This is a genomic window from Priestia sp. VA7 (assembly GCF_055710015.1).
Window position 1 is genome coordinate 164256 of the sequence record NZ_JBVQPN010000004.1, and the last position, 23995, is coordinate 188250.

Genomic DNA, 23995 nt, shown 5'->3' on the forward strand with positions numbered 1-23995 from the left:
ACAAAGGTAATCGAAGATGCCCTAATTCTTACACTGTTATAGGCGGTGGAGCAAACCACGGAGTAGAGTGAGCACCTAAGTATAATTAATGATAGCTGAAAAGGAACGTCGGAAGCTACCAACGTATAGTGTGAAATAAAACTAGGCAGGCATGTCGAGTTAGAGGGGAAAATTCCGTAAGGATATAACTCTCTTTAATGGTAGATGAAAGTAGTGGCACGACCGATGAAGGTTATGTAATAGAACTGGAGGAACAGCCACGAGGCAATAACTAAGGTTAAAACATGATTTCACTAAATCCTAGCATGGATTCTGGTAGGACTAAAAAGGTCACTGAATTTCAAAGGACGGTGACAAACCATGAATAAACACTCAGTAGGAAAAAGGCTTAAAGACAAAAGTATCCGAAACTCAGAATACTACAGTATGACAGAGACTTTCGATAACTTGTATCAGAGGGCTAAGAACAAAGAAAACTTTCGACAACTAATGAAAATAATCGTTTCTGAAAAGAATATCCTACTAGCCTATCGAAATATTAAGCGAAATAAAGGAAGTAGAACACCATCAGTCGATAAGATTACCATTAAAACTGTCGAAAAAATGTCCCAAGAAAGTTTTGTTAAGTCTGTTAAAATGCGATTTAAAAATTACACACCAGGTAAAGTTAGGCGTAAGGAAATTCCAAAACCAAACGGAAAAAACAGACCTCTTGGCATACCATCGTTTTGGGATAGACTTATCCAACAATGTATCTTGCAAGTTCTGGAACCGATATGTGAAGCACACTTTTGCCCTAGGAGCTATGGATTCAGACCTAATCGGTCTGCCGAACAAGCTATTGCAGATTCAGTTAGAAAGATTAATCGGCAGGATTTAACTTTCGTGGTAGATGTCGATATTAAAGGCTTTTTCGATGAAGTAAACCATGTAAAGCTAATGCGACAATTATGGACATTGGGAATACGAGATAAACAACTGTTAGTAATTATACGAAAGATACTCAAAGCCCCAATTATAATGACTGATGGTTCAACCATATATCCTACAAAAGGAACACCGCAAGGTGGAATATTAAGTCCACTGCTCGCCAACATCAATCTGAATGAATTTGATTGGTGGATAAGCCGACAATGGGAAACGTTTGTGGTAAAAGAGAGGACGCCCAAGCTAACAAAGCAAGGAGCGCAAAACCGTTCACACGAGAATGTCGAACTTAAAAAAACCAGACTAAAACCAATGTACATAGTGAGGTATGCAGATGACTTCAAAATATTTACGAATATAAGAAGCAACGCCGAAAAGATTTACAAAGCGTGTAAACGATGGCTCGAGGAAAGATTGAAACTTCCTATCTCTGAAGAAAAGTCCAAAGTGACGAACCTAAAAAGGGAAAGAAGCGAATTTCTTGGTTTTACCTTAAAGGCGACCAAGAAAGGTAAGCGTCTTTCCACGGGGAAAACCAAATACGTGGCAGAGACTCATGTATCACCAAAAGCTATCAAAATTCAAATAGCTAAATTAACAGACCAAATCAAAAAGTTACAAAAATCAGCAAGCCATCGAGAGATAATTAGGAATATTGGAAAGTACAACAGTATGGTGATTGGAGCGCACAACTACTATTGCATTGCCACCCATGTAAGTCGAGATTTTCATTGGCCCGGAAGAAACTTAACTAGGAAAATGTACAACCGGCTTCCAAGAGCTAGCAAAGCAGATACCTTCGGTTTCTCAAGGGTAGGTAAATATAGTGGCAAAGATAAAGGAATTATTCCCTATCTCGGATCAAAAACCATAAGATTCTACATGAAAAAACCAATTCTTCCTTTTGCGTATATTCTGCATAAGAATCCTATGAGCAAACGTATAGCTATTAATAAGTACACACCAGAAGGACGAAAACTAATCCATAAAGGACTGGAAAACGTGACCGAAGCAGAATTAAGGTGGCTAAGGGAACATCCAGTAATTAATGACAGAGCAACAATTGAGTTCAATGATAATCGAATCTCCCTATTCGTTGCACAAAACGGAAAATGTGGGGTTATGAATGAAAAGCTTGAACTGACAGACATGCATTGTCATCACAAACAATTATGGAGTGAAACGCAGGACGACAACTACGCAAATCTTATTCTCGTAAAATCAGAAATTCACAAGCTGATACATCTAACTAATGAACCTCTGGCCAAAAAGCTAGTGGACAAACTAAAAATGACAGATAAACAAATCGAGAAATTAAATAAACTGCGATTTCTTGTGAAAAACAATTTAATCTGTACTAACAAAACTTACTATGAACAACTAACTTTGTTCTAATGAACTAAACCAATGAAGTGTTTATGACTTAGTAGAAATCAAACTTAGGAATTGCTGGAGCGCCGTGTGAGGTGAAAGTCTCACGCACGGTGTGGAACGGGGGAAAGCCCAAAAGAGAATGGAATCATACCAGATTTTACACTTAGTAGGCTACCTATCGTTATCTTCGGTTTCATGCGTGATACGTAGGCTAGATCCATTAAAAACAAGGTTGGCAGTTGTAGGAGATACAAAGCGGTCGGGATCAGTTGTGTTAGCTGCCACACCCTTATTAAAGAAAGAAGGGATCAAAACAGGCAGCCGTCTTTTCGACATTCCTAGAAGGAAAGATATCCATGTCGTAAATCCATCCATGGAAAGGTATGTCAAGGCTTCGAACTATGTTTCTAGTTTGGTATTACAGTATGTGGCTCCTGAGGATTTTCATGCGTATAGCATTGATGAGTTGTTTATTGATGCCACAGCTTCTTTGCATTTATTCGCTCGCACACCAAAAGAATTAGCCCGTAAAATCATTAACGAGATTTATCGCAAAACACGGCTGACAGCTACTGCAGGCATAGGTCCGAATCTCTTACTGGCTAAGGTGAGCTTAGATCATGAGGCCAAGAATAGCACAACAGGGGTAGCTTATTGGCGATACGAAGATATTCCTTTCAAATTATGGTCAATTCACCCAATGAAGGATTTCTGGGGAATCTCGTCCGCTACAGAAAGACGCTTAAATCGTTTAGGTGTTCACTCCATAAAAGAACTCGCTCTTTCTTCTGTAGAGATGATACGTAAAGAATTTGGTGTCTTAGGAGAGGAAATCCACCAACATGCAAATGGAATTGATTTTAGTCGTATTTCTGACGTGTATATTCCGAGCTCTCGATCATTCGGGAAGAGTCAAATTCTGTTTCGAGACTATACAAATCGAAAAGAAGTAGAATTGCTGCTATTAGAACTATTAGACGGTGTGTGCTTTCGTTTACGTATGCATCAAGTCGTGGCACAAACTATTCATTTATCCATTGGCTACAGCAAACAAACAGGTGGCGGCTTCTCAAGACAAAAGAAGATGGGGCGGGCTTCGAATCTAAGTCAAGATATCTTTCCTTATTGTTTAACCATCCTACACACATTTGATAGCGGAATGCCCATTCGATCGATTGGAATTTCTTTATCGAACACTAGTATTCAAGAAGAAGAGCAAATGAGCTTATTTGAAGATATTGACCAGCGTGAAAGAGCCTATGCGCTTGCTAAAACAATTGATGAAATTCGTATGCGTTATGGGAAGAATAGCGTTCTGCGAGCTTCAAGCCATCTCGAGCATTCAACAGCTCGTTATCGAAACGGCCTTTTAGGAGGTCATAAAGCATAAAGGAGGAAGATGACATGCAAAACAGAGGAATGAAAAAATGGCGACCGTTTGCCACTATGCCCGAGCAATACAGAGGATTACAGGAAATGATAAAAAAACAAGCAGAGGTACCTCAACCTTTTTTAACAGAAGATCAAATGGAACAGATTAATTTCATCTTGATTGAAGCCTTACATACAAATAAACAAGTCTACCTTACATATTACAAGAGAGGTCAATGCATAACAGAGACAGGATTCATTCAGTTTATTGACTCCCAAGGGAAACTAATTGTCTTCATTGATGATGCATTTGAGTTAAAGAATAAAATGAGATTAAACGTACTTATCGATGTTCGGTTCGTATAGGTTAGATGCATGAAGGCAGTAAATTATAAACGATTATTAGAAGCCAGCTTTCTCTTTGACCGTACCCAACTATGCTGTTACTTTATTGAGAAGAAGTCAAATTCATAAGCGTTCTTTCTTAACAAACATAAGATTTACGTATTAGTGTTTTTATGAAAAATTAGGCCTAAACTTTTACTAATCATTAATTTATAACAAAGGGGAAAAACCGTTTTTTCTTTTATTGGAGCATACAGGAAATATAATGCATGCATAATTTAAAATTAGTTTTTTAGGGGAGAAACAACAATGAGTTCTACATACAATCACGAAAATGTTACCTCCTTCATCTGTTATAGCTCGCCTAATAAAGGGGATTAACTTGGTACTGATTTTGATAAAGAGGGTTATATTGATTTAGAATTGTTACAATCCGTTGTTCCTTCAAAAGACGCTGTCTTTTATTTCTACGGATCGATTCCGTTTATGGAAGCTATTCTTAAAGCATTACGTAGATGGAATATACCAAACGAACGTATTCATTACGAGGTATTTAGCCCTGTAGCCATTTTAGGAGAAAAATAAAGAAGTAATTGTCATCAGTAAACAGAAAATGGTTGATTAAAACACACGTCCTGTTTAAATAAATATGCTGTAAAAAAGCACTCCTGTGAGTGCTTTTTTAATTTGCCTTAAGGAGCAATTCTAGATACTTTCTATGTACAAAAAACCGGGAAAAATTATCTTTGATAATTTATAATAATAGAGAACTATGTCGAATCCTAAATATTGGAGAGATTATTATATGAGAAGAATACTCCCTTTTATCATTTTTACCGTTTACTGCATTCCATATGTTTATTTATCTATGCGAAAAGATTTTGAAGATGATTCAAAGGTAAACTATATCATCATGGCCATAGTTACACTAGCACTTTCTTATCTAAGCGGACTGATTAGAGCGGATTTATCACTTATTTTAGGAAATATCGTTTCTTTTAGTACCTCATACTTTTATAATGCGTTAAGACTTCCTGATTCTAAATGGGAGAAATATTTTTCGCCCTTTAATTCTGTCGAACAAGTAGTACTGATAAGCCTTGCGGCGCTTGTGCTGCAGGTGATTATTTATACACTTGCTAGGAAACGAGCGAAGAGATACATTCGTAATACTATGGTTTCGGAATAATTCAAAAAAAGAGAGTTAATCATCTAATGAGCTAGATTCTTCAGGTGACCAAATGAAAGAAGGGTTAAAATGAGGAGAGATGTTGAAATTGTATTCTCTAAAAAGAAAGTGTTAAATGAGGAAGAATAACAAATCCTTCAAACTTGTACTTACCTGCTTTAAAAAGGATACGAATCAATTAGATAAGTTAGTTATACAACTTTTAAATATGTAACCGCAAACAAAAAGGTATGTATTTCTCTTCCTACTTTAATTATACCACATAAAAAAACGCCGATATAGACTGTTTATTCTAATTTACTGCTGGTAAAATCAATAAAACATTACCGGTTAGGAGAGATGTTGAATGAACTCTTTAGTTCTTAGCTTTCAAGAAATAAAAGATACACAGCTTTCACTTGTTGGAGGAAAAGCCTTAAATTTAGGCGCATTATCAAAAATTCAAGGAATACAAGTACCGGAAGGATTTTGTGTGACAGCGGCCGGGTATCAAAAAGCCCTTGAACAAAATGAAACGTTTCAAGCATTACTGAATCAGCTGACGATGCTAAAAGCTGATGACCGAGATCAAATTGGTGAAATTAGCGAAAAAATTCGCCAAATCATTCTGGAAATAAAAATTCCTTCTGACGTTGTAAAAGCAGTTATTCATTCTCTCTCTCAGTTTGGGGAAGAGCATGCTTATGCAGTTCGTTCAAGTGCGACTGCTGAAGATTTACCACATGCTTCTTTTGCTGGTCAGCATGACACCTATTTAAACATTAGAGGCAAAGAAGCCATCCTTGAGCACATTAGCAAATGCTGGGCTTCCCTGTTTACAAATCGCGCGGTAACCTACCGTATTAAAAATGGATTTGAGCATAGTCAAGTGCACGTATCGGTCATTGTTCAACGAATGGTTTTCCCGCAGGCTTCAGGTATTTTATTTACCGCTGACCCAATTACTTCTAACCGAAAGCTGTTATCAATCGATGCAGGCTTTGGACTTGGAGAAGCGCTAGTGTCAGGTTTGGTCTCTGCCGATTGCTATAAAGTAAAAGAAGGAAAAATCGTCGATAAAAAAATAGCAGCTAAAAAGGTAGCTAGTTACGGATTAAAAGAAGGCGGGACAGAAACGAAGGAAGTTCATTTCGATCTACAAAAAACGCAAGCGCTCACTGACTTTCAAATTTTACAGCTAGAACGCGTTGGAAGACAGCTTGAAGCTTATTTTGATTGTCCTCAGGATATCGAGTGGTGCTTGGCTGATGATACATTTTATATTGTCCAAAGTCGTCCAATCACTACTTTATATCCAATTCCTGAAGCACATGATCAGGAAAATCGCGTTTATATATCTGTTGGACATCAACAAATGATGACCGATGCCATGAAACCACTCGGATTGTCTTTTTTTCTGTTAACAACTAATGCACCGATGCGTACAGCCGGTGGAAGGCTGTTTGTTGATGTCACCCCTATGCTGGCGTCACCTGACAGCAGAAAAATGATGTTAGGTGCGATGGGACAACATGATCCGCTCATGAAAGACGCACTTACAAGCATAATAGAGCGAGGAGACTTTATAAAACCTTTACCAAATGATCAAAGTTCCGGTAAAAGCAATAAAAGCGTGCCGCCTATGAAGCCTAAGGCACAAATCGAAAACGACTCGACGATCGTTTCTGACTTGATCAAGAAGAATCAAGCATCAATAGAAGAGCTAAAGCAAACCATCCAAACGAAATCTGGGTCGGAGTTAGTCGATTTTATTTCAAAAGATATCGGGACATTAAAGAAGATTTTATTTGATCCACAAAGTACAGCTGTGTTTATGGCCGCTATGGATGCTTCATCATGGATCAATGAAAAAATGGAGACGTGGCTAGGTGAAAAAAACGTAGCAGACGTGATTTCTCAATCTGTACCAAACAATATTACATCAGAAATGGGTCTGGCGCTATTGGATGTAGCAGATGTAATTCGTCCTTATCCAGAAGTCATCCATTATTTACAACACGTAAAAGATGATAACTTTTTGGAGAACCTGGTGGAGTTTGAAGGCGGAGAGAAAACTCGAGATGCTATCTATGATTATCTCAGCAAATACGGAATGCGATGTCCCGGCGAAATCGATATTACGAAAACTCGCTGGAGCGAAAAGCCGGCTGCACTTATTCCTGTAATTCTTGGTAATATTAAAAACTTTGAGGCTAACGCTAGCAAGCAAAAATTTGAAAAAGGCCTGCAGGAAGCCTTGGAAAAAGAGCAAGAGCTATTAAACCGCTTGAAGCAATTGCCGGATGGTGAACAAAAAGCAAAAGAAACAAAAGAAAAGATTAATCTCATCCGAAATTTTATCGGTTATCGTGAATATCCCAAATATGGCATGATTAATCGTTATTTTGTTTATAAGCAGGCTCTGCTGAAAGAAGCCGCTCAGCTTGTAAAAGCCGGTGTTATTTCTGAAACAGAAGATATATACTATCTGACGTTTGAAGAACTTCAAGAAGTCGTGCGCACACATAAAATGAATGATCAAATCATCATCAAACGAAAAGAAGAGTACAAATTATATGAAAAGCTAACGCCGCCGCGTGTAATCACGTCTCATGGCGAAATTGTTACAGGTGTTTACAAACGAGAAAATCTTCCGTCCCAAGCAATTGTAGGTTTACCGGTTTCTTCAGGAGTGATAGAAGGGCGAGCGCGCGTCATTTTAAACATGGAAAATGCTAATCTATCAGATGGAGATATATTAGTCACTTCCTTTACTGACCCTAGCTGGACCCCGTTATTCGTAGGGATAAAAGGGCTTGTTACGGAAGTTGGCGGACTGATGACTCATGGAGCAGTCATTGCACGTGAATACGGATTGCCAGCGGTTGTTGGAGTAGAGAATGCTACTCGGTTGATAAAAGACGGACAGCGAATTCGTGTACATGGAACAGAAGGGTATATTGAAATATTGTAAAAGCTAAAGATGCTTGCGCTGTTTTTCTTCTTTATTAATAGATGAAAATTTGTGTAGATTCCTATACGTATCTTCAGTCAATACAAAAAGGCAGGCCATTATAACGGCCTGCCTTTCTCAAAATAACCCTTACTAACCTACCTATCCTAATATATGGAGATATGAAAACAAAACGTGTTATGATAGTATCGGTGATAATTATGGGTAAAAAAGCAGATAAGACGAATGTCATGCGAATTTTAGATCAGAAAAAAATTGAGTACAACTATTATTCTTATGACACTAAAAAGCTGAGTGGGGTACAGGTAGCTACTTCGCTTGGAGAGGACCTTGCTAAAGTCTTTAAGACACTGGTGACCGTAGGGAAATCAAAAGAACATTATGTCTTCATGGTACCGGTTGAAAAGGAGCTTGATTTAAAGAAAGCGGCAAAAGCAGCTGGTGAAAAGTCTTTGGAAATGATTCCTCAAAGAGAGCTGTTGCCTCTTACAGGATATGTTCACGGCGGGTGTTCTCCTATCGGAATGAAAAAGCAGTTCACAACCTTCATTGACTCTACAGCAGAAGACTGCGAAACGATTTACTTTTCAGGCGGGCGTGTAGGTCACCAGATACAGTTAACATTAAGTGACTTATCAAAAGTAATTCGTATATGTCCGGCAGATATCACAAAAGAGAGTTAAAATGTATTTCCCTTGAGCGAAACGCTTTTAGACATAAGCGTTTCGCTTTTTTTAAATGGCTTTAATTGCTGTCTTTTTATCGGTTGGGATAACAGAAATAAAAGTAAAAATATAGAAAAAATGATATTATATAGTTAATGTGTGGAAACTTTATAAAAAGGCTAGGAGGAAAGCAAAAATGATTAAATCAATTATTGGAGGATTCATCTTATCTTTTATTCTTTTATTAGGATGTACAATAGCAAACGTAAATTCAGAAACAGTATTTTTTGCCGTTTTCATTCTATTAGTAGGGCTAGCCATCATTATATCTGGAGTAGCTGTAAGCGGTGATCGAATGAGAGCTAATCTGGCCACGGAATCAAAAACAGACAAGAAGTGGAGAATTACAAATTCTATAAACCTTATGTTAGCTGCTGCTCCAGTTCTCGGGGTATTTCTTCTCATTCATTATTTTATATAGTTTGGTTTCCAAACAACAAGCTTAGGTGAAAAATATCTCGGGATAGAACGCTTTTTATGTGAATTTAAAATCAAATGAGCCAAATTAAGGTCGCCAATGCAACAAAATTATAGAGCATCCATGGCTGTATATATAATAAGGGATAAGATTAAAATTCGATAATTATCTTAAATTTAGGTTAGAGCTTAGTACAAGTTATGTTTATTCTACATATTATGTAAATGTAAGCAGCTTACACTCACAAGTTGATAAGAATATTTTCTTAACCATGTTCTCACTTAAAGAACATGGCTTTTTTTCTGTTTGTCATATAAATTAGAAAGCCGAACTTTGTAAAATTTTTGTATAAATAATTAGAAAATATTATATTTTCTAATAAATCAATAGTACAATATATAAATGGAAGGGAGGATTAACACTACATATGTAATAGACAGCCGCCGCTTTTAAAACCGCTTATTTTATTATCTATAGATGATATTGAAATCAATTACCCAACCTTTTTTAAGCGCTCTCATTATATAAGTAATTGGTTGAACAGGTTTTATAAAAAGCAATACAGTCTAGCTGTTTAAAAAGATTTGCTGGTAAATTACTTGCTACTTCATGTTACAGGAGAATCAACATTAAACACTCAAAGAAAAGAGGGATCACTCATGGCTCATACCAGTGAAGCTGTAAACAACAGGCGTGTTACAAGTAATATTTTTAAAGGATCTGTTGGGAACTTAATTGAATGGTACGATTGGTACGTTTACTCTGCTTTTGCCGTCTATTTTTCATCGCAATTCTTCCCGGAAGGTGACCCAACAAGTCAGCTGCTTAACACAGCGGCAATCTTTGCTGTCGGTTTCTTAATGCGTCCAATCGGTAGTTTATTAATGGGGCGCTATGCGGATCGATATGGTCGCCGGGCTGCGCTTACCTTATCTATTACCATTATGGCGAGCGGTTCTTTTATTATCGCTTGTACTCCTAGCTATGGCACGATAGGGTTATTATCTCCTATTATTCTAGTACTAGCGCGTTTACTGCAAGGAATCTCCTTAGGAGGAGAATACGGAACTTCTGCAACTTACCTTTCTGAAATGGCAAGCAGCGGGCGAAGAGGATTTTATTCAAGCTTTCAGTATGTGACGCTTGTTGCTGGTCAGCTGGTGGCATTAGGTGTTCAAATTATTCTGCAAAACGTTCTTAGTGAAGCAGATATGATTTCATGGGGCTGGCGTATTCCTTTTGTTATTGGAGCAATCGGCGCGCTAAGCGTTTTATGGCTGCGCCGTACAATGGATGAGTCAGAACAATTTTCTAAAATGGACTCTGAAAGCCGTGAAAATGCAGGGACTATTAAAGCACTTATGAAGCATCCTAAAGCAGTGTTGACCGTTATTGGCTTAACATTAGGAGGAACGGTCGCTTTTTATACGTATACGACGTATTTGCAAAAATTTATGGTAAACAGTGTAGGGCTGGATAAAGGAGTTGTAAGCTGGATTAACTTCTGTGCACTGCTTGTATTTGTTGTCATCCAGCCAATAGCAGGTATGCTATCTGATAAAATTGGACGCAGACCGCTGTTAATGAGCTTTGGTATTTTGGGAACATTGCTGACTGTACCGCTGTTTCTTTTTATGAAACAAGCACATAACCCAGTCATGGCTTTTTTATTAATGACAGTTGGACTTATCATTGTAACAGGTTATACATCGATTAATGCTATTGTAAAAGCTGAGCTTTTCCCAACAGAAATTCGAGCTCTTGGTGTTGGGTTACCGTACGGACTTACAGTTGCCATATTTGGAGGTACTGCAGAATTTATTGCCCTATGGCTGAAAAGTATCGGCCATGAATCACTTTTCTTTTTCTATGTAGCAGGGTGTATTGCCATCAGCTTTCTTGTTTATTGGCGTATGGGAGAGTCCTCTAAAGATTCATACATAGAATCTGAGCTCAAGAAAGAGGACAAAGGAGACAATGTACCGCCAAATAATATCAGTTTTTAATTTTGGTTAAATAAATAATCGTTTGATAACATAAAAAAGGACGGGCTTTTATAGCCAGTCCTTTTCTAGTATTCCGCGCGTATATTCGTATTAAACGTACTAAGGACTGTTCTTACTATAGAATTCTTTTTTCTATAGTTTTATATTATGAATTTGTACACTATTTGGTGATAATAAGGCCTCGTATAATCTCATTCCAGTAATGTTTAAAACTAGGCTTTGCTTTCGTCATTATGAACACTCCTTTTTTAAATTTTTTGATTGGCTAGTTGTTATACTAAGTTTAATAAAATTACCTAAAGTTGTTATCCAACGCAGAGCGTAACTTAATATATGAATTTGTACGACTAAAGAATGAAGAACAAAATAATTAGAGGCATATAAAAAGATCAGCTACATAATAAAAGGATTATTTTGTGATATAACGAAATAAAGAGTATATACATCAGAAATAGAGAGAGGGTAAACTCCGTGAATACTTTATATTCCTTTTTTGCGAACCCAGTTTTAACTGCTTCTACGTTTTTAATAGAATTACAGAGCGTGTTCTTTCAACCTATTTGGAAAGAGTATAATTATGATGATTATTTTACTTACAAGGTGTATGTTCCAAGTACATATACTGGGTTAAGCAAAGTACCATTAATCGTTATGCTTCATGGATGTCAACAAGATGCAGATGATTTTGCCGCAGGTACGGAGATGAATAAACTAGCGGAAGAAAAAGGCTTTATTGTTCTCTATCCTCAAATGAACTACTTTGCTAATTCCAACGGGTGCTGGAATTGGTTTTATGAGTATAACCAGTTTCGCGGTAATGGAGAGCCAGACATAATAAAAGATATGATTGATCACATAACCGCTAAGTATGCGATTGATTCTACTAATATATACCTTGCTGGTATGTCAGCTGGAGGCTTTATGGCAAATGTGATGGCTATTGCTTATCCTGATGTATTCAAAGCAGTAGGCATTCATTCAGCAGGCAGTAATGCGTATGCTGTAGACCTCATCACAGCTGGAGAAGTCATGCTATACGGCTCTTTAAATCCTGAACTTGACGGTGATGAAGCTTATAAAAAAATGGGACCTTATGCACGGCCTGTTCCCATCATTACGTTTCATGGTCAATCAGATACAACAGTCACTCCAGTTAATGCGTCTACATTAATTCAGCAGTGGATTTATACATATAAGAATTTCGGTATAAACCTACATGAAAATGCTGCTTTTTATACGTCACAAGACAACGGAAATCATTATAGCTACATAATGTCTGACTACATAGATGCAGAAAATAAAATCTGGATGAAAAAAATTATGGTAGAGGATATGGGGCATGCATGGTCAGGAGGAAATAACAATGGATCAGACACTGATTCAAAAGGTCCTAATGCTTCAAAAATGATGTGGGACTTTTTTGAAGCACAGAATGATTAAATAGAGTATGAACGCGCGATCAAGATGTACTGCTAAATAACATCAGCCTTCATTTTTTTGAAACAAATAATTGTCTACCAACAGAAAAAGGATCTTATCGAAAGATCCTTTTTCTGTTATCAACGAACATTTTTTAACAAGTAGCTTCAAACCGATTTAACAATACATCGAGATCCTGACTGATTTTAATCGTATTACTACTTGTAAACCCTTCTTCTAGGGCAATCATCATCATCATTTTTCGTATAAATTCTATCTTTATCAGCAGTAGTCTACATTTGAAACACATTAAGTTTCCTCCACTTGCCACGTCATTTTAAAGGCTTAAATTGTTAAATTATTTATGTAAAAATGGTTCCAATCTAAAAATAGAACCTAAAAAATATAGTAACAAATAGATAGTGTCGAAGTCTGTCGTATTTTGAATTCAGATATTTTCATTTAAAAAGAATTAGCTCTTAAACGTTATGCTAGAAGCTATGCTATGTCTTAATTGTGATTGTTCCACCGGTTGTAAATAACTCACAGAGCAATAGAGCTTATCCGGTTTTTTGGATATAGGCATAATCCGATTACATTTAGGCATGTTAACATAAGAAAGGAGAATTTACTAATATGCCCAACGTCATCAGAATTCTTCAATTGTTTCTTCCGTGGATTTCCCTTGTTTTTATGCCAAAAAAATCAATGAGAACCTATTTTCCCGCTTCTCTATTTGCCTCATCTTTAGTAATTGGAATGTGCTCATTAGCTATTCCTTACAAGTGGTGGAGTGTAAAAGGAGGGTGGAAAGGAAAAGTTTTAAACGATAGCAGCTTTATTTTTGGCCCCTTTTTGATAGGGACACTGTGGATCTTTCATTTTACGTTTGGTAGCTTTAAGAGATTTTTTTTCGTTAATTTACTTATGGATTCACTATTTGCTTTTCCGCTAAGCTACTTGTATCAAAAATTGGACTTATTTAAGTTAGTTAACTTTAAGCCAAAACATATCTTTTTTTCGTTTATTAGTTTCTGCTTAACTATTTATGGCTATCAGGCACTGACAAATAAAGATAAATGATAGGTGAGGGCCGTTTCTAACCGCTATAGACTTTGTAAAAATCGCAACAAAAAAGCGTCTGTTAAGACGCTTTATATATAATACATATACTGCTCTTCTTTATTAACATTTGTTGTTTCATGGACTATTTCTTCCGGGATATTGGACGTCCGATTAGTAAAAAGCATAAACAAAGCAATAATTGATGCCGCAAAACCTAAAGTAACAATCACAATAAATCCCTCCCTTTAGAATATATATTCTACTTTTATCTTCATTTTCCTATATTTATTATATACCCTTATTTTATTTTCTCAACACATAGAATAAAAAGAGTAGGGCATCTCCTCAATATCTCCCTCAAAATAAATATAATCAAGGGAGCTTAAAACTCCCATTTTCCCTAAAAAAGTAGGAATCTATAAATTTTTTTCGTATGGGGACATAAATCATTAACATTATTAATCGTTGAGATAACTTTTTTGTATTGTACGAATGAAAGAAATTTATATATATTAAAAATACAAAATATTCATTAAATTATATGATGCTTTGGTTTTGAGTCTAAAAGAGAAAAGCTGCTGCTTTAAAGGCAACAAGTTTAAGGAAGTTACAAGCGATATAAAAAGTTATAGAAATAGATGCATCTAGAATTCTTTTTGCTCAAATATTCACAGAGTTTTCATTCGTGAAAAAAGACTGAAAATTTTGATAATAATTTCACTTTTATTAAGGGGGACTTTTTATGACAACAACGGTATTAAATGTATCAACTTATTCTTTTTATCTTAACGGTGAGTGGAAAGAAAGTAAATCAGGGCAGACAATTGACATTGTTTCTCCATACCGTCATGACGTGATTGGAAAAGTGCAGGCTATCACAAAAGAAGAGGTCGATGAAGCAGTACATGCCGCGCAAAAAGCTCAGAAAGGGTGGGCAGAAATTTCTCTGCAAGAACGTGCCAAGTATTTATACAACTGGGCGGATGAGCTGGTAAGAATGCAGAGTGAAATTGCCGAAATTATTATGAAGGAAGTTGGAAAAAGCTTAAAAGATGCAAGGAATGAAGTAGTGCGCACAGCAGATTTCATTCGCTATACAGTTGAAGAAGCCCTTCATATGAACGGAGAAAGCATGAAGGGAGATAGTTTTCCTGGCGGTTCTAAGTCTAAAGTTGCTATTGTTGAACGCGTGCCTTTAGGGGTTGTACTCGCAATTCCTCCTTTTAATTATCCGGTAAATTTAGCAGCTGCTAAACTGGCGCCTGCGCTTATTTCAGGAAATGCAGTTATCTTCAAACCCGCAACGCAAGGAGCGATCAGCGGTATTAAGATGATGGAAGCTCTTCATCAAGCAGGTATTCCACAAGGTCTTGTAAACGTCGTAACGGGCCGCGGATCTGTTATTGGGGATTATTTAGTTGAACATAAAGGCATTAACATGATTTCATTTACCGGGGGAACAAATACGGGTACTCAATTAGCTAAAAAGGCAGGCATGATTCCTCTTGTACTAGAACTTGGAGGAAAAGACCCGGGTATTGTATGTGAAGATGCAGATTTACAAGAAGCAGCAAAACATATTATAAGCGGAGCATTTTCTTATTCCGGTCAGCGCTGTACAGCTATTAAACGTGTACTTGTGCATGAAAAAGTGGCAAACGAGCTCGTAAATATTTTAAAAGAAGAAGTACATAAACTATCAGTCGGTTCTCCTGAAGATGGATGTACGATCGTTCCATTAATTGATAGCAAAGCAGCGGACTTTATTCAGATTTTAATTGCAGACGCGCTCGGAAAAGGTGCAGAAGTTGTGACTGGAAACAAGCGTGAAGGAAACCTTATCTATCCTACGCTTTTAGATGACGTGAATGATACTATGCGCGTGGCATGGGAAGAACCATTCGGTCCTGTGTTACCAATTATCCGCGTCTCTTCTGATCAAGAAGCCGTTGATATAGCAAACGAATCAGAATTTGGCTTACAAGCAAGTGTTTTTACAAAAGATATTAATAAAGCCTTCTCAATTGCAAATAAAATTGAAGTCGGATCCGTTCAAATCAACGGCCGCACGGAACGGGGTCCTGATCATTTTCCTTTTATCGGCGTAAAAGGATCTGGTATGGGCGCTCAAGGCATTCGTAAAAGTATTGAATCGATGACTCGTGAAAAAGTAACGGTATTAAATCTTCAATGATTGAATTCCAAGAGCTCTCCAAATCAAGCCAGTAGAGTGTAGAGAATCTCAAAGGAAAAAGCCTGTGCTCCAAAAAGCACAGGCTTTTAAACGTTTTATTTACCTATCACTCGATTCCATCTTTATAGTTCTTATGCCAGTTTTTATCACCTTTATGCTCGATATCCTCAACGGTTTTTTCAAGCTCTGACATAATGAGTGTTTTCACTTGATAAATGGTATCAAAAAAAGCTTTCTCTTCATCCGGATTCGGCTTTATTTTGGCTGCTGCCGAAATATCAACATATCTGCGATGTTCAGTTGTTAATTTATCAAGCGCATCAAAAATATGAGAGGTCAGAACAGCAACCTCCTTATGATTATCAGGCAGCTTTTCTTTTAATGTTTCAATTCTCTTATCCATGTTAAAGTCCCCCTATAACGTGTTGTATTTATGTAACTTTCCCACTAATAAAAATGAATAACCTTAAATAGTAAAAAATCATGGGAATTAGCACGTGAAACAAAAGTATACTATAGGATATCATGTTAAAGTGAAAAAACGGTGAAACGAATGAGTATATTTTTCCAGAAGGGGTATGTAATAAAAGTGGTTTTTTTGGAAAAGGTAATTCCCTTAAGAAACATTGAAGCACGCAATCAACGTAAAAGTTCATCTATTTTTAATGAATAATGACCTTTTTTGACTATTTTTTTACGTTTTTATGACTTTTTTTGAATGAATTTGATTGTTTTTGATGATTTTTCGAATAATCTGATATATAATGAAAGCGTAAACAGTAAAACATGTCGGTTGGTTAAGAAAAACATCCACAAAAATGGGATTCGTTATTACATAAAATCAGACCTCTGTTTTTATAAAAATAAATAGAATTTGAGAAAAGGAGAATGAGGATGGACATATTGGATGCAAAAGTAGTGAATACAAAGTACGGTTTAGAAACATATCTGGATGTGTCAGAAAGCGTAGAAATAAAAGAAATTCATATGCCTAGTTCAGAGAACCAATCTCATAAAATTAAATTTGGAATCAAGTATTTTCTTTTAAGAGAAGGAAAGTATTACGATAGCCAAAAAGGTTATTTTTGGCTTTGTATGAATCACGATTTTAGCAGCTTTATGCTGAGTGAAACGGAAACAGAGAGTTTGTTTGCAGTTAAAAGTGAAGAAGAAAGAGAAGCAACAAAAACGCTGTTAGCAGAATGGTTTATCCAAACGAATGCGTACAAAGAAGTCATCAACGAATGTATCCATCAGATTAAAACGGAGAATATTCGTACAGAAGAAGACATTGAAGACCGAGTGGACGCTATACAATTTTTAGAAAAATTAAAGGTATTAACTGCAAAAGAGATTGAAAACGCTTCTATAGAAAATCTATATGCCCTGCAGCAAATTGGCTAGGCTATAGTTCGCGCAAGTTGAAATGCAGATTGATGTATAACAATAAGGAGGAATAGTGAGATGAAATTTTTTATTGATACAGCAAACCTTGAGGATATTAAGAAAGCATACAAAGTAGGTGTTCTAGCTGGTGTGACAACCAATCCATCTTTAGTAGCAAAAGAAGGCGTAAGATTTGAAGACCGCATCGAAGAAATCCTTCAAATGGTACCGGAAGTTGAATCCGTTTCCGCTGAGGTAACGCCTGACGCACTTTCTGCTGAAGACATGATCGCTCAAGCAGAAGAACTGATTAAAATTAACGACGGAGATAAAAATATTACGATTAAGCTGCCTATGACATTGGCTGGCTTGGAAGCGACGCGCTATCTTGCAAAAAAAGGCGTAAAAACAAATGTAACCCTAATCTTTACAGTAAACCAAGCACTTTTAGCAGCTCGTGCTGGAGCGACGTATGTTTCTCCATTTTTAGGACGTCTTGATGATATTTCAGAAGACGGGGTACAGCTGGTATCTAAAATTGCTGAGTTATTCCGCGTTCAAAACATCGACTCTCAAATTATCGCCGCATCTGTAAGACATCCGGATCATGTAACGCGCGTAGCACTTGCAGGGGCTCATATTGCCACAATTCCATACGCTGTTATTGAGCAATTAGCAAAACACCCGTTAACTGACCAAGGAATGGAAAAATTTGCAGCAGATTGGGAAAAGCAGTTAAAGCTTAACAAAAAATCATATCAATAAAAACAGCTTGGAATAAGCTATGCTTACTCCAAGCTGTTTTTATTTTAACTAGCTAGTTTCTTTTTACGTAAACGCTCTAAGCGTCGCTGTACGCTATTTCTCGAACGCCCGAGCAGCTGCCCAATTTCTCGCTGATTACGCTTTTCCTGATAAAACATACGCCACAATCTGGCATCTTCTTCTGCTGTCCACTTTTTATGCTCATATTTAGGGCGCTTTACATAGTCTAGTTTTCTTTGTTCATTCACCCACGCTGGTTCTGGAATAAGCGTATTTTTAGGTATTTTAAAAAAGTTAAGGCACGATTTATTTTGTTCAGCCCACTTCCAAAAAGATTGAATGTCAATTCCCATGAATGTTCTTGTCTTGGCGATGATCATTTTATACGGTAGATTCTCTTTATGAATCCACTTGTAAATTGTATGAACATCTGCTTCAAGGCAGGCTGCTAGTTCACACGCTGTAATATGTCCTACGTGTGCTTTGGCTCCATACACCTCTAAACGACTTAACCTCGATTCTAGTGCTTGCACACTTCGCTGCAATTTCGCTGATATGCGCGAAAGGGATTTTACTCCGTAATACCTTAGCAAATATTCGTCTTCTTGTACTGTCCATCTTCGCATCGCAGTTTTTCGTGTTAGTCCCAAAACTTTTATGCGCGTAGCAATAGAAGAAGGACTTCTGCCTAAGGAGTGTGCCATTTCACGGTTATTCATGATATCAATGTTCTCCTGCAAAAAAGCATCTTGTTCAAGCGTCCATTTTTTACGTAAAGCTGTATCTGAAGCACGAAGATTTAATCGAGTAAGCCGTTTGTTAACTGATTCTTTGCTTCTATGTAAATGCTCACCCATTTTTTGAAGCGTCATCACGCCGTAATGTTCAATGAGAAATCTATCTTCTTCTTGTGTCCATTGCTTTTGATTTTTACTCACTGTTGTCTCACTCCAATTCACATGGAAAGCTCAAGATGAAAAAGCCTCTAGTAATCTATTTTACGGATGAGCAATATCTATTCAGACTGATACTCACTGCGTTTTAGCCTATATATATTTTATCATATTTCTAGAGAAAAACCAAACATGTGTTCTGATTTTGTTTTAGTAAATCTTAAAGTAAGTAGAAGATTAGCTTCTTCCTTTAATAGCAGTCAATTGTGGTAAAATTGACTATAATCGAAAGAATTTTCACATAACTGACAGCTCTTATTATTACGTTGAAAGTCATATTTGTCGAAAGGGGAATTTACATGAATTTTAATTTAAAAGAAGCGATTGAAATACTTGAGAATACGCCACAAACGCTTGAAAAACTTTTTTCTGGTCTATCTGCAGGGTGGCTGCAATGCAATGAAGGCGAAGGAACGTGGAATACCTCCGAAGTCATAGAACATTTAATAGAAGCAGAAAAAAACAATTGGATACCAAGGCTAGAATTCATCCTTCAAGAAGGAAAAGAGGGAGCTTTTCCTCCGTTTGACCGCTATGCCCATTTAAACAAGGAATCTGCTAATTCTATTGAAGAGAAGCTTCTTGAATTCAAAAAGGTAAGAATACAGAATTTACATCAACTAAAGCTGCTAGTTAAGCATGAAAAGCACCTTGAAGTGAGAGGAGAACACCCTGAGTTTGGGGAAGTAAAAGTCAGAGAGCTGCTCTCGACTTGGGTTGCTCATGATTTAACCCATATTGCGCAAATTGTTCGAGTAATGGCAGAACGATATAGAGAAGATGTAGGACCTTGGGAAGAATACTTAGGAATACTAAAGAAATAGCAATGACACACAGTGGCCAGCCTTTATCATTCAAGCTTGAATTAAGAAATGTACACGATTACAATAAAATGAGAATAATGAAGATTCAGGAAGGATTGCAGAGGGAACTATAACAACATATCCGATGTTTATAACATGTAGGGTCCGTTAAGCAATTTACGAATAAAAAGAGGATTGGACTGATTAAAAGTGAAAGTGAACTCAGAGAAATTTGGCGAACTAAACAATCAAGCTGTACATGCTTATACCTTATTAAATGATGAAGGGCTTAAAATCACCTGCCTTGACTATGGATGTGTAATATCAAATATTGAAATGCCGGATTCTGAAGGGAAGATTGAAAGTGTTGTATTGGGATTTGATTCAATAGAAGAATACCAAAAGTATTCTCCTTATTTCGGAGCTGTGGTCGGACGCGTAGCAGGGCGTATAGGTGGAGCATCGTTTAAGCTTAATAATGAAACCTATCGTCTAGAGAAAAATGAAGGAAACAATCATTTGCATGGTGGAAAAGAAGGATTCAGTCATAAAATATGGAATGCCAAAACTATTGAGACAACTGATCATGTAGGTGTTGAATTTACATATGTAAGTAAAGACGGAGAAGAAGGGTATCCCGGCAACCTTGAAGTGAAAGTTACGTATACATTAACGAATAAAAATGAGTTCCATATTTCTTATGAAGGAACAACAGATCAAGACACTCTTATCAATTTAACAAATCATACGTATTTCAATTTAAGCGGAAATCTAAAAGAAACGGTCTTAGATCATGTTTTGAAGATGAAAAGTAACGAATTCTTAGAGTTAAATGATGATCTTTTACCTACTGGAGAAGTGTTAAACGTCACAGATACCCCATTTGACTTTAGAGAAGGACATAGTTTCAAGGAAGGTGTGGACTCTGCACATCCGCAAAATATATTAGTGGGTAAAGGGTTCGACCATCCATTTCTTTTAGAAGCAGAAACTGAAAATCAGATGTCATTATTTGATCCTGCAAGCGGCCGCAAAATAGAAGTCAAAACGGATCAGCCTTCAGTCGTTCTCTATACGGGAAATCATCTAGACGAAGAGTTCGAAATTAGAGGGGTTCACTCAGAGAAATACCTCGGTGTTTGCTTAGAAACACAAGGTTTGCCAGACGCTATTCATCATAAGCATTTTCCTTCTTGTGTATTAAAGCCCGGTGAGAAGTATAAGGCATATACTCACTATACATTTATAACTGATGGCAGCCTGTAACAAAGCGGGATGATAAAAAGGATTACAAACGAGCCTCTGCCGATTGTAATCCTTTTTTATTGTTATTTTTTCTTTTGGCTTTTTGCACGATTAGCGTCAAGCTCAGCCGCATATTCCTCTTGAGACTTTCCTTGCTTTTGACTCTCAGACTGAATCTTTTTAAATTTGTTATCGTTTAAATTTGGCATATTAGCACCTCCTTGCAGACAAGGTTATTTTGTACAAGCATTAAGGATTTATATGCTAAAAAGTTTTAATGAACTTGATTAGAAATTTCGCTTAATGCTGCACCGGCTTCATCAACATATACGTTTACTGTCGCAAGGTCGCCGATTGCACAGATTCCAACCATATTATTATTCTCCACTACAATAATGCGGCGAATTTGATGGTCAGCCATCATACGTGCACACTCATGAATATCCGTATCCGGAGAACAAGTAATTACATCTTTAGTCATGCAATCATGGCAATGCACAGTGTTGCAATCTTTTCCATCCGCCACGCAATTTAACACGATATCACGGTCTGTGATCATTCCCATTACTCGATTTTCTTGACACACCGGCACAGAGCCACAATTAATATCACGCATTAATTTTGCAGCTGCTGTTATTGGGTCGTGCGGTGCACAAGCTTTCACATCTTTAGTCATAACTTCACGTACTGTAGTCATTTTTAATTCCTCCTTTTAAACATTCACCTCCGTATTTTCTCCATGCACATGCAGAATATGAGAATCAATAATTTCCTGAAAGCAAAAAATCTTGTAATAAAAGGTGAATAAAAGAACTAACGCAGTGTAATAAACACATAAAAAAGAGCCTATTACACAAACTAAAGAGAATATGATTTAGCTTAGATTTTCGTAACGGCAGGAGTTGGGTACATAATGAAAGGAAAGTTAACGCTTTTGGCAGTACTTTTATTGCCTTGGCTGTCTATAGTAAAAGTTGATAAATTTGGCTTTAAAAGATACCTACCTGTTTTGACATTTAGTTCATTAGTTATTGCTTTTATCAGTGAGTTATCTAAAAGCTTTACATGGTGGAAAGTGAAGAAACCTCTTTTCCCTAAACTTTCAAGCGACGTTTCTTTTATATTTGGACCGTTTTTTATAGCTAATTTTTGGGTATTCAAACTGACCTATGGGAATTTCAAAAAATATTTGTTAATTAACGTCCTCTTTGACTATCTATTTTCTTATCCTTTGACCAGTCTGGCAGAAAAACTGAAGGTATACAAAATGGTAAACATGACGCGCTTTCAACTTTTTCTCATCTCGATTACCACTGCTCTTATTAATTATTTGTATCACTATTTTATAGAAGATGTACTAAGGCAGAGAAGGCAATAGCTGATATTTCGTTAACCAGCTCATCGCCACTTATATTTCGGTACTGTCAGCTTTAAATCGTATTAAAGCCCTCCTAAACTTGGTACATAAGTAGTTAAACGAGATAATAAAATAAAAGAGAAACATGAGAGAAGATAAACCTCTTTCACGTTTCTCTGCTTTGTCATGCACATAAACTTTATCTGTACACCGTCATGGGCAAGTATGTTAAAGATTGACCCGTAGCTGAAGCTGTTAAATGCGGTTCTAATTCAAAGTCTTCAAATGGTTCAATATGAGAAAAGGCCTCTAAAAATGCTTCTAAAATAATTTTCATTTCAAGTCGGGCAAGAGGGGCGCCCAAACAAAAATGAGGTCCGTTTCCGAATGTTAAGTGCTTTTTATTAGTTGGACGATGAATGTCTACAGAAAAAGGGTTTTCAAACATAGTTTCATCCATATTACATGCACTCATCCACGCAATAACGACATCTCCTTTTTTTAGCTTAACGCCTAATAGCTCGTTATCTTGTTTAACCGTGCGATCTCGTCTGGAGATATGAAACCGATATCGAAGCATTTCTTCTATTGCTTTTGGAGCTAATTCTCTATTGTTTCTCAGCTCGCTGTATAACGACTTGTCGTCATATAAAAAAGAATAAAACATATTTGCAATGGCGTGACTTGTGGTTTCAACGCCTGCACCTAGAAGCAACATGGTAGCGTATACAATTTCTTCATCTGTGAATGTTTCACCATCAACTTCAGCTTGAATTAAGTCTGAGATAATATCATCAGAAAGGTTGGAGCGCTTTTCAATGACAATCGGGTAGAGGTATTGAAAATATTCAGCTCCTGCACGTTGCTTTTCTTGTTCAATCTCTTCTAATCTTTCTTGATCATAAGGCTGAAACAGAATGTCTACCCATTTTTTAAACTGATATCGGTCTTTTACCGGTACGCCGAATAGATCTGCTATAACTAGACTAGGAAAAGGAGAAGATAAATCGTCCACAATATTAATAGTTGAATTCTTTTGTATCGCTTCTACAAGTTCTACTGCAATTTGTTTGATTCGCGGTTCCCAGTTCCTTAAACTGCGAGGAGTAAAGGCTGCAGCAAGCAAAGATCGCGCTTTCCGGTGGTCAGGAGGATCTAAGTTTGTAAGGTTGGTGATTGGAGATGTGCTTTTTTTCTTACTATTATCTCCAACAAAAATAGTGGTTCTCTGTCCATCGCTTGAAAAAAAATCGTAGTTGCTCAAGACTTGTTTAACATGTTCGTATTGGAATACATTCCATGTGTTTGTTTCTTCATGAAAATAAACGGGGGAGTTGTTCAACATTTCTTTATACCATTGGATAGGGAAAAACTCTTCTGCACGTGATTGAAATTTTGGAATTTCTGTAACGGGAATGACTTCTTTGTTCATATGATCTTATTCCTCCTTCAGAATAGGTATAGATTTGGAATTTACTAGCTACATAGCGCTCAGTAGTT

At 36.8% G+C, this 23995-nt stretch carries 24 protein-coding genes; 17 read left to right on the top strand and 7 right to left on the bottom strand.

Annotated elements, in window-relative coordinates; genetic code table 11:
* Positions 1 to 360 precede the first annotated feature (360 nt).
* From ltrA to AC0C45_RS18735, 10 genes are all read left to right on the top strand, one after another.
* A complete protein-coding gene (gene ltrA, locus AC0C45_RS18690; protein WP_421536095.1) occupies positions 361 to 2322 on the top strand; it encodes a group II intron reverse transcriptase/maturase in 1962 nt (653 codons plus the stop codon).
* Positions 2323 to 2440: 118 nt separating this feature from the next.
* Entirely contained in the window at positions 2441 to 3691 is a 1251-nt protein-coding gene (locus AC0C45_RS18695; protein ID WP_472928498.1) for a Y-family DNA polymerase, read from the top strand.
* 14 nt (positions 3692 to 3705) lie between these two features.
* A complete protein-coding gene (locus tag AC0C45_RS18700; RefSeq protein ID WP_016766650.1) occupies positions 3706 to 4038 on the top strand; it encodes a YolD-like family protein in 333 nt (110 codons plus the stop codon).
* 402 nt (positions 4039 to 4440) lie between these two features.
* Complete coding sequence (locus AC0C45_RS18705) at positions 4441 to 4602, top strand: hypothetical protein (protein WP_237893882.1); 162 nt, start codon at positions 4441 to 4443, stop codon at positions 4600 to 4602.
* 220 nt (positions 4603 to 4822) lie between these two features.
* Positions 4823 to 5206 carry a hypothetical protein gene (locus AC0C45_RS18710; RefSeq protein ID WP_237893883.1) on the top strand — a complete coding sequence of 128 codons (384 nt, stop codon included), beginning with the start codon at positions 4823 to 4825 and terminating at the stop codon, positions 5204 to 5206.
* Between the two features lie 346 nt (positions 5207 to 5552).
* A complete protein-coding gene (gene ppsA / locus AC0C45_RS18715; RefSeq protein ID WP_257063809.1) occupies positions 5553 to 8159 on the top strand; it encodes a phosphoenolpyruvate synthase in 2607 nt (868 codons plus the stop codon).
* A gap of 200 nt (positions 8160 to 8359) precedes the next feature.
* Positions 8360 to 8842, top strand: coding sequence for a Cys-tRNA(Pro) deacylase (ybaK, locus tag AC0C45_RS18720; protein WP_047931968.1), 483 nt, complete (start codon positions 8360 to 8362; stop codon positions 8840 to 8842).
* A 178-nt stretch (positions 8843 to 9020) separates the two neighbouring features.
* Positions 9021 to 9305, top strand: a complete 285-nt coding sequence (locus tag AC0C45_RS18725) for a DUF5316 family protein (protein ID WP_034655212.1) — start codon at positions 9021 to 9023, stop codon at positions 9303 to 9305.
* 656 nt (positions 9306 to 9961) lie between these two features.
* Positions 9962 to 11308, top strand: coding sequence for an MFS transporter (locus AC0C45_RS18730; RefSeq protein ID WP_237893884.1), 1347 nt, complete (start codon positions 9962 to 9964; stop codon positions 11306 to 11308).
* A gap of 471 nt (positions 11309 to 11779) precedes the next feature.
* Positions 11780 to 12748, top strand: coding sequence for an extracellular catalytic domain type 1 short-chain-length polyhydroxyalkanoate depolymerase (locus AC0C45_RS18735; protein WP_047931958.1), 969 nt, complete (start codon positions 11780 to 11782; stop codon positions 12746 to 12748).
* A 133-nt stretch (positions 12749 to 12881) separates the two neighbouring features.
* On the opposite strand, the gene AC0C45_RS18740 is transcribed toward AC0C45_RS18735, so the two are convergent.
* Positions 12882 to 13037 carry an aspartyl-phosphate phosphatase Spo0E family protein gene (locus tag AC0C45_RS18740; protein WP_016763750.1) on the bottom strand — a complete coding sequence of 52 codons (156 nt, stop codon included), beginning with the start codon at positions 13035 to 13037 and terminating at the stop codon, positions 12882 to 12884.
* Positions 13038 to 13363: 326 nt separating this feature from the next.
* Here AC0C45_RS18740 and AC0C45_RS18745 point away from each other — a divergent pair, with 326 nt between their 5' ends.
* Positions 13364 to 13810, top strand: coding sequence for a hypothetical protein (locus tag AC0C45_RS18745; RefSeq protein WP_047931957.1), 447 nt, complete (start codon positions 13364 to 13366; stop codon positions 13808 to 13810).
* 71 nt (positions 13811 to 13881) lie between these two features.
* Here AC0C45_RS18745 and AC0C45_RS18750 read toward each other — a convergent pair whose 3' ends face one another.
* Positions 13882 to 14022, bottom strand: a complete 141-nt coding sequence (locus AC0C45_RS18750) for a hypothetical protein (protein WP_162837680.1) — start codon at positions 14020 to 14022, stop codon at positions 13882 to 13884.
* Positions 14023 to 14534: 512 nt separating this feature from the next.
* Between AC0C45_RS18750 and AC0C45_RS18755 the strand changes: the two genes are divergently transcribed.
* On the top strand, positions 14535 to 15986 hold the full coding sequence (locus AC0C45_RS18755; RefSeq protein WP_472928502.1) for an NADP-dependent glyceraldehyde-3-phosphate dehydrogenase: 1452 nt from the start codon (positions 14535 to 14537) through the stop codon (positions 15984 to 15986).
* Between the two features lie 106 nt (positions 15987 to 16092).
* Here the strand turns inward: AC0C45_RS18755 and AC0C45_RS18760 are convergent, their stop codons facing one another.
* Positions 16093 to 16389: a hypothetical protein gene (locus AC0C45_RS18760; RefSeq protein WP_013082749.1), complete on the bottom strand. Its 297-nt coding sequence runs from the start codon at positions 16387 to 16389 to the stop codon at positions 16093 to 16095.
* Between the two features lie 491 nt (positions 16390 to 16880).
* On the opposite strand from AC0C45_RS18760, the gene AC0C45_RS18765 reads away from it, so the two are divergent.
* Positions 16881 to 17390: a hypothetical protein gene (locus AC0C45_RS18765; protein WP_034652865.1), complete on the top strand. Its 510-nt coding sequence runs from the start codon at positions 16881 to 16883 to the stop codon at positions 17388 to 17390.
* A 60-nt stretch (positions 17391 to 17450) separates the two neighbouring features.
* A complete protein-coding gene (gene fsa / locus AC0C45_RS18770) occupies positions 17451 to 18137 on the top strand; it encodes a fructose-6-phosphate aldolase (protein ID WP_472928505.1) in 687 nt (228 codons plus the stop codon).
* 44 nt (positions 18138 to 18181) lie between these two features.
* Here the strand turns inward: fsa and AC0C45_RS18775 are convergent, their stop codons facing one another.
* Positions 18182 to 19075, bottom strand: coding sequence for a sigma-70 family RNA polymerase sigma factor (locus AC0C45_RS18775; RefSeq protein ID WP_472928507.1), 894 nt, complete (start codon positions 19073 to 19075; stop codon positions 18182 to 18184).
* 314 nt (positions 19076 to 19389) lie between these two features.
* On the opposite strand from AC0C45_RS18775, the gene AC0C45_RS18780 reads away from it, so the two are divergent.
* Positions 19390 to 19914: a DinB family protein gene (locus AC0C45_RS18780; RefSeq protein WP_047931954.1), complete on the top strand. Its 525-nt coding sequence runs from the start codon at positions 19390 to 19392 to the stop codon at positions 19912 to 19914.
* A 189-nt stretch (positions 19915 to 20103) separates the two neighbouring features.
* Positions 20104 to 21159 carry an aldose epimerase family protein gene (locus AC0C45_RS18785; protein WP_472928509.1) on the top strand — a complete coding sequence of 352 codons (1056 nt, stop codon included), beginning with the start codon at positions 20104 to 20106 and terminating at the stop codon, positions 21157 to 21159.
* Positions 21160 to 21221: 62 nt separating this feature from the next.
* Here AC0C45_RS18785 and AC0C45_RS18790 read toward each other — a convergent pair whose 3' ends face one another.
* Positions 21222 to 21347, bottom strand: a complete 126-nt coding sequence (locus AC0C45_RS18790) for a hypothetical protein (protein ID WP_013056562.1) — start codon at positions 21345 to 21347, stop codon at positions 21222 to 21224.
* A 65-nt stretch (positions 21348 to 21412) separates the two neighbouring features.
* Entirely contained in the window at positions 21413 to 21835 is a 423-nt protein-coding gene (locus AC0C45_RS18795; protein WP_016763757.1) for a CBS domain-containing protein, read from the bottom strand.
* 216 nt (positions 21836 to 22051) lie between these two features.
* On the opposite strand from AC0C45_RS18795, the gene AC0C45_RS18800 reads away from it, so the two are divergent.
* Complete coding sequence (locus AC0C45_RS18800) at positions 22052 to 22516, top strand: hypothetical protein (RefSeq protein ID WP_472928511.1); 465 nt, start codon at positions 22052 to 22054, stop codon at positions 22514 to 22516.
* Between the two features lie 178 nt (positions 22517 to 22694).
* Here the strand turns inward: AC0C45_RS18800 and AC0C45_RS18805 are convergent, their stop codons facing one another.
* The gene (locus AC0C45_RS18805) at positions 22695 to 23927 is read right to left on the bottom strand and encodes a cytochrome P450 (RefSeq protein ID WP_472928513.1); all 1233 of its coding nucleotides are present in this window, start codon (positions 23925 to 23927) and stop codon (positions 22695 to 22697) included.
* Positions 23928 to 23995 lie beyond the last annotated feature (68 nt).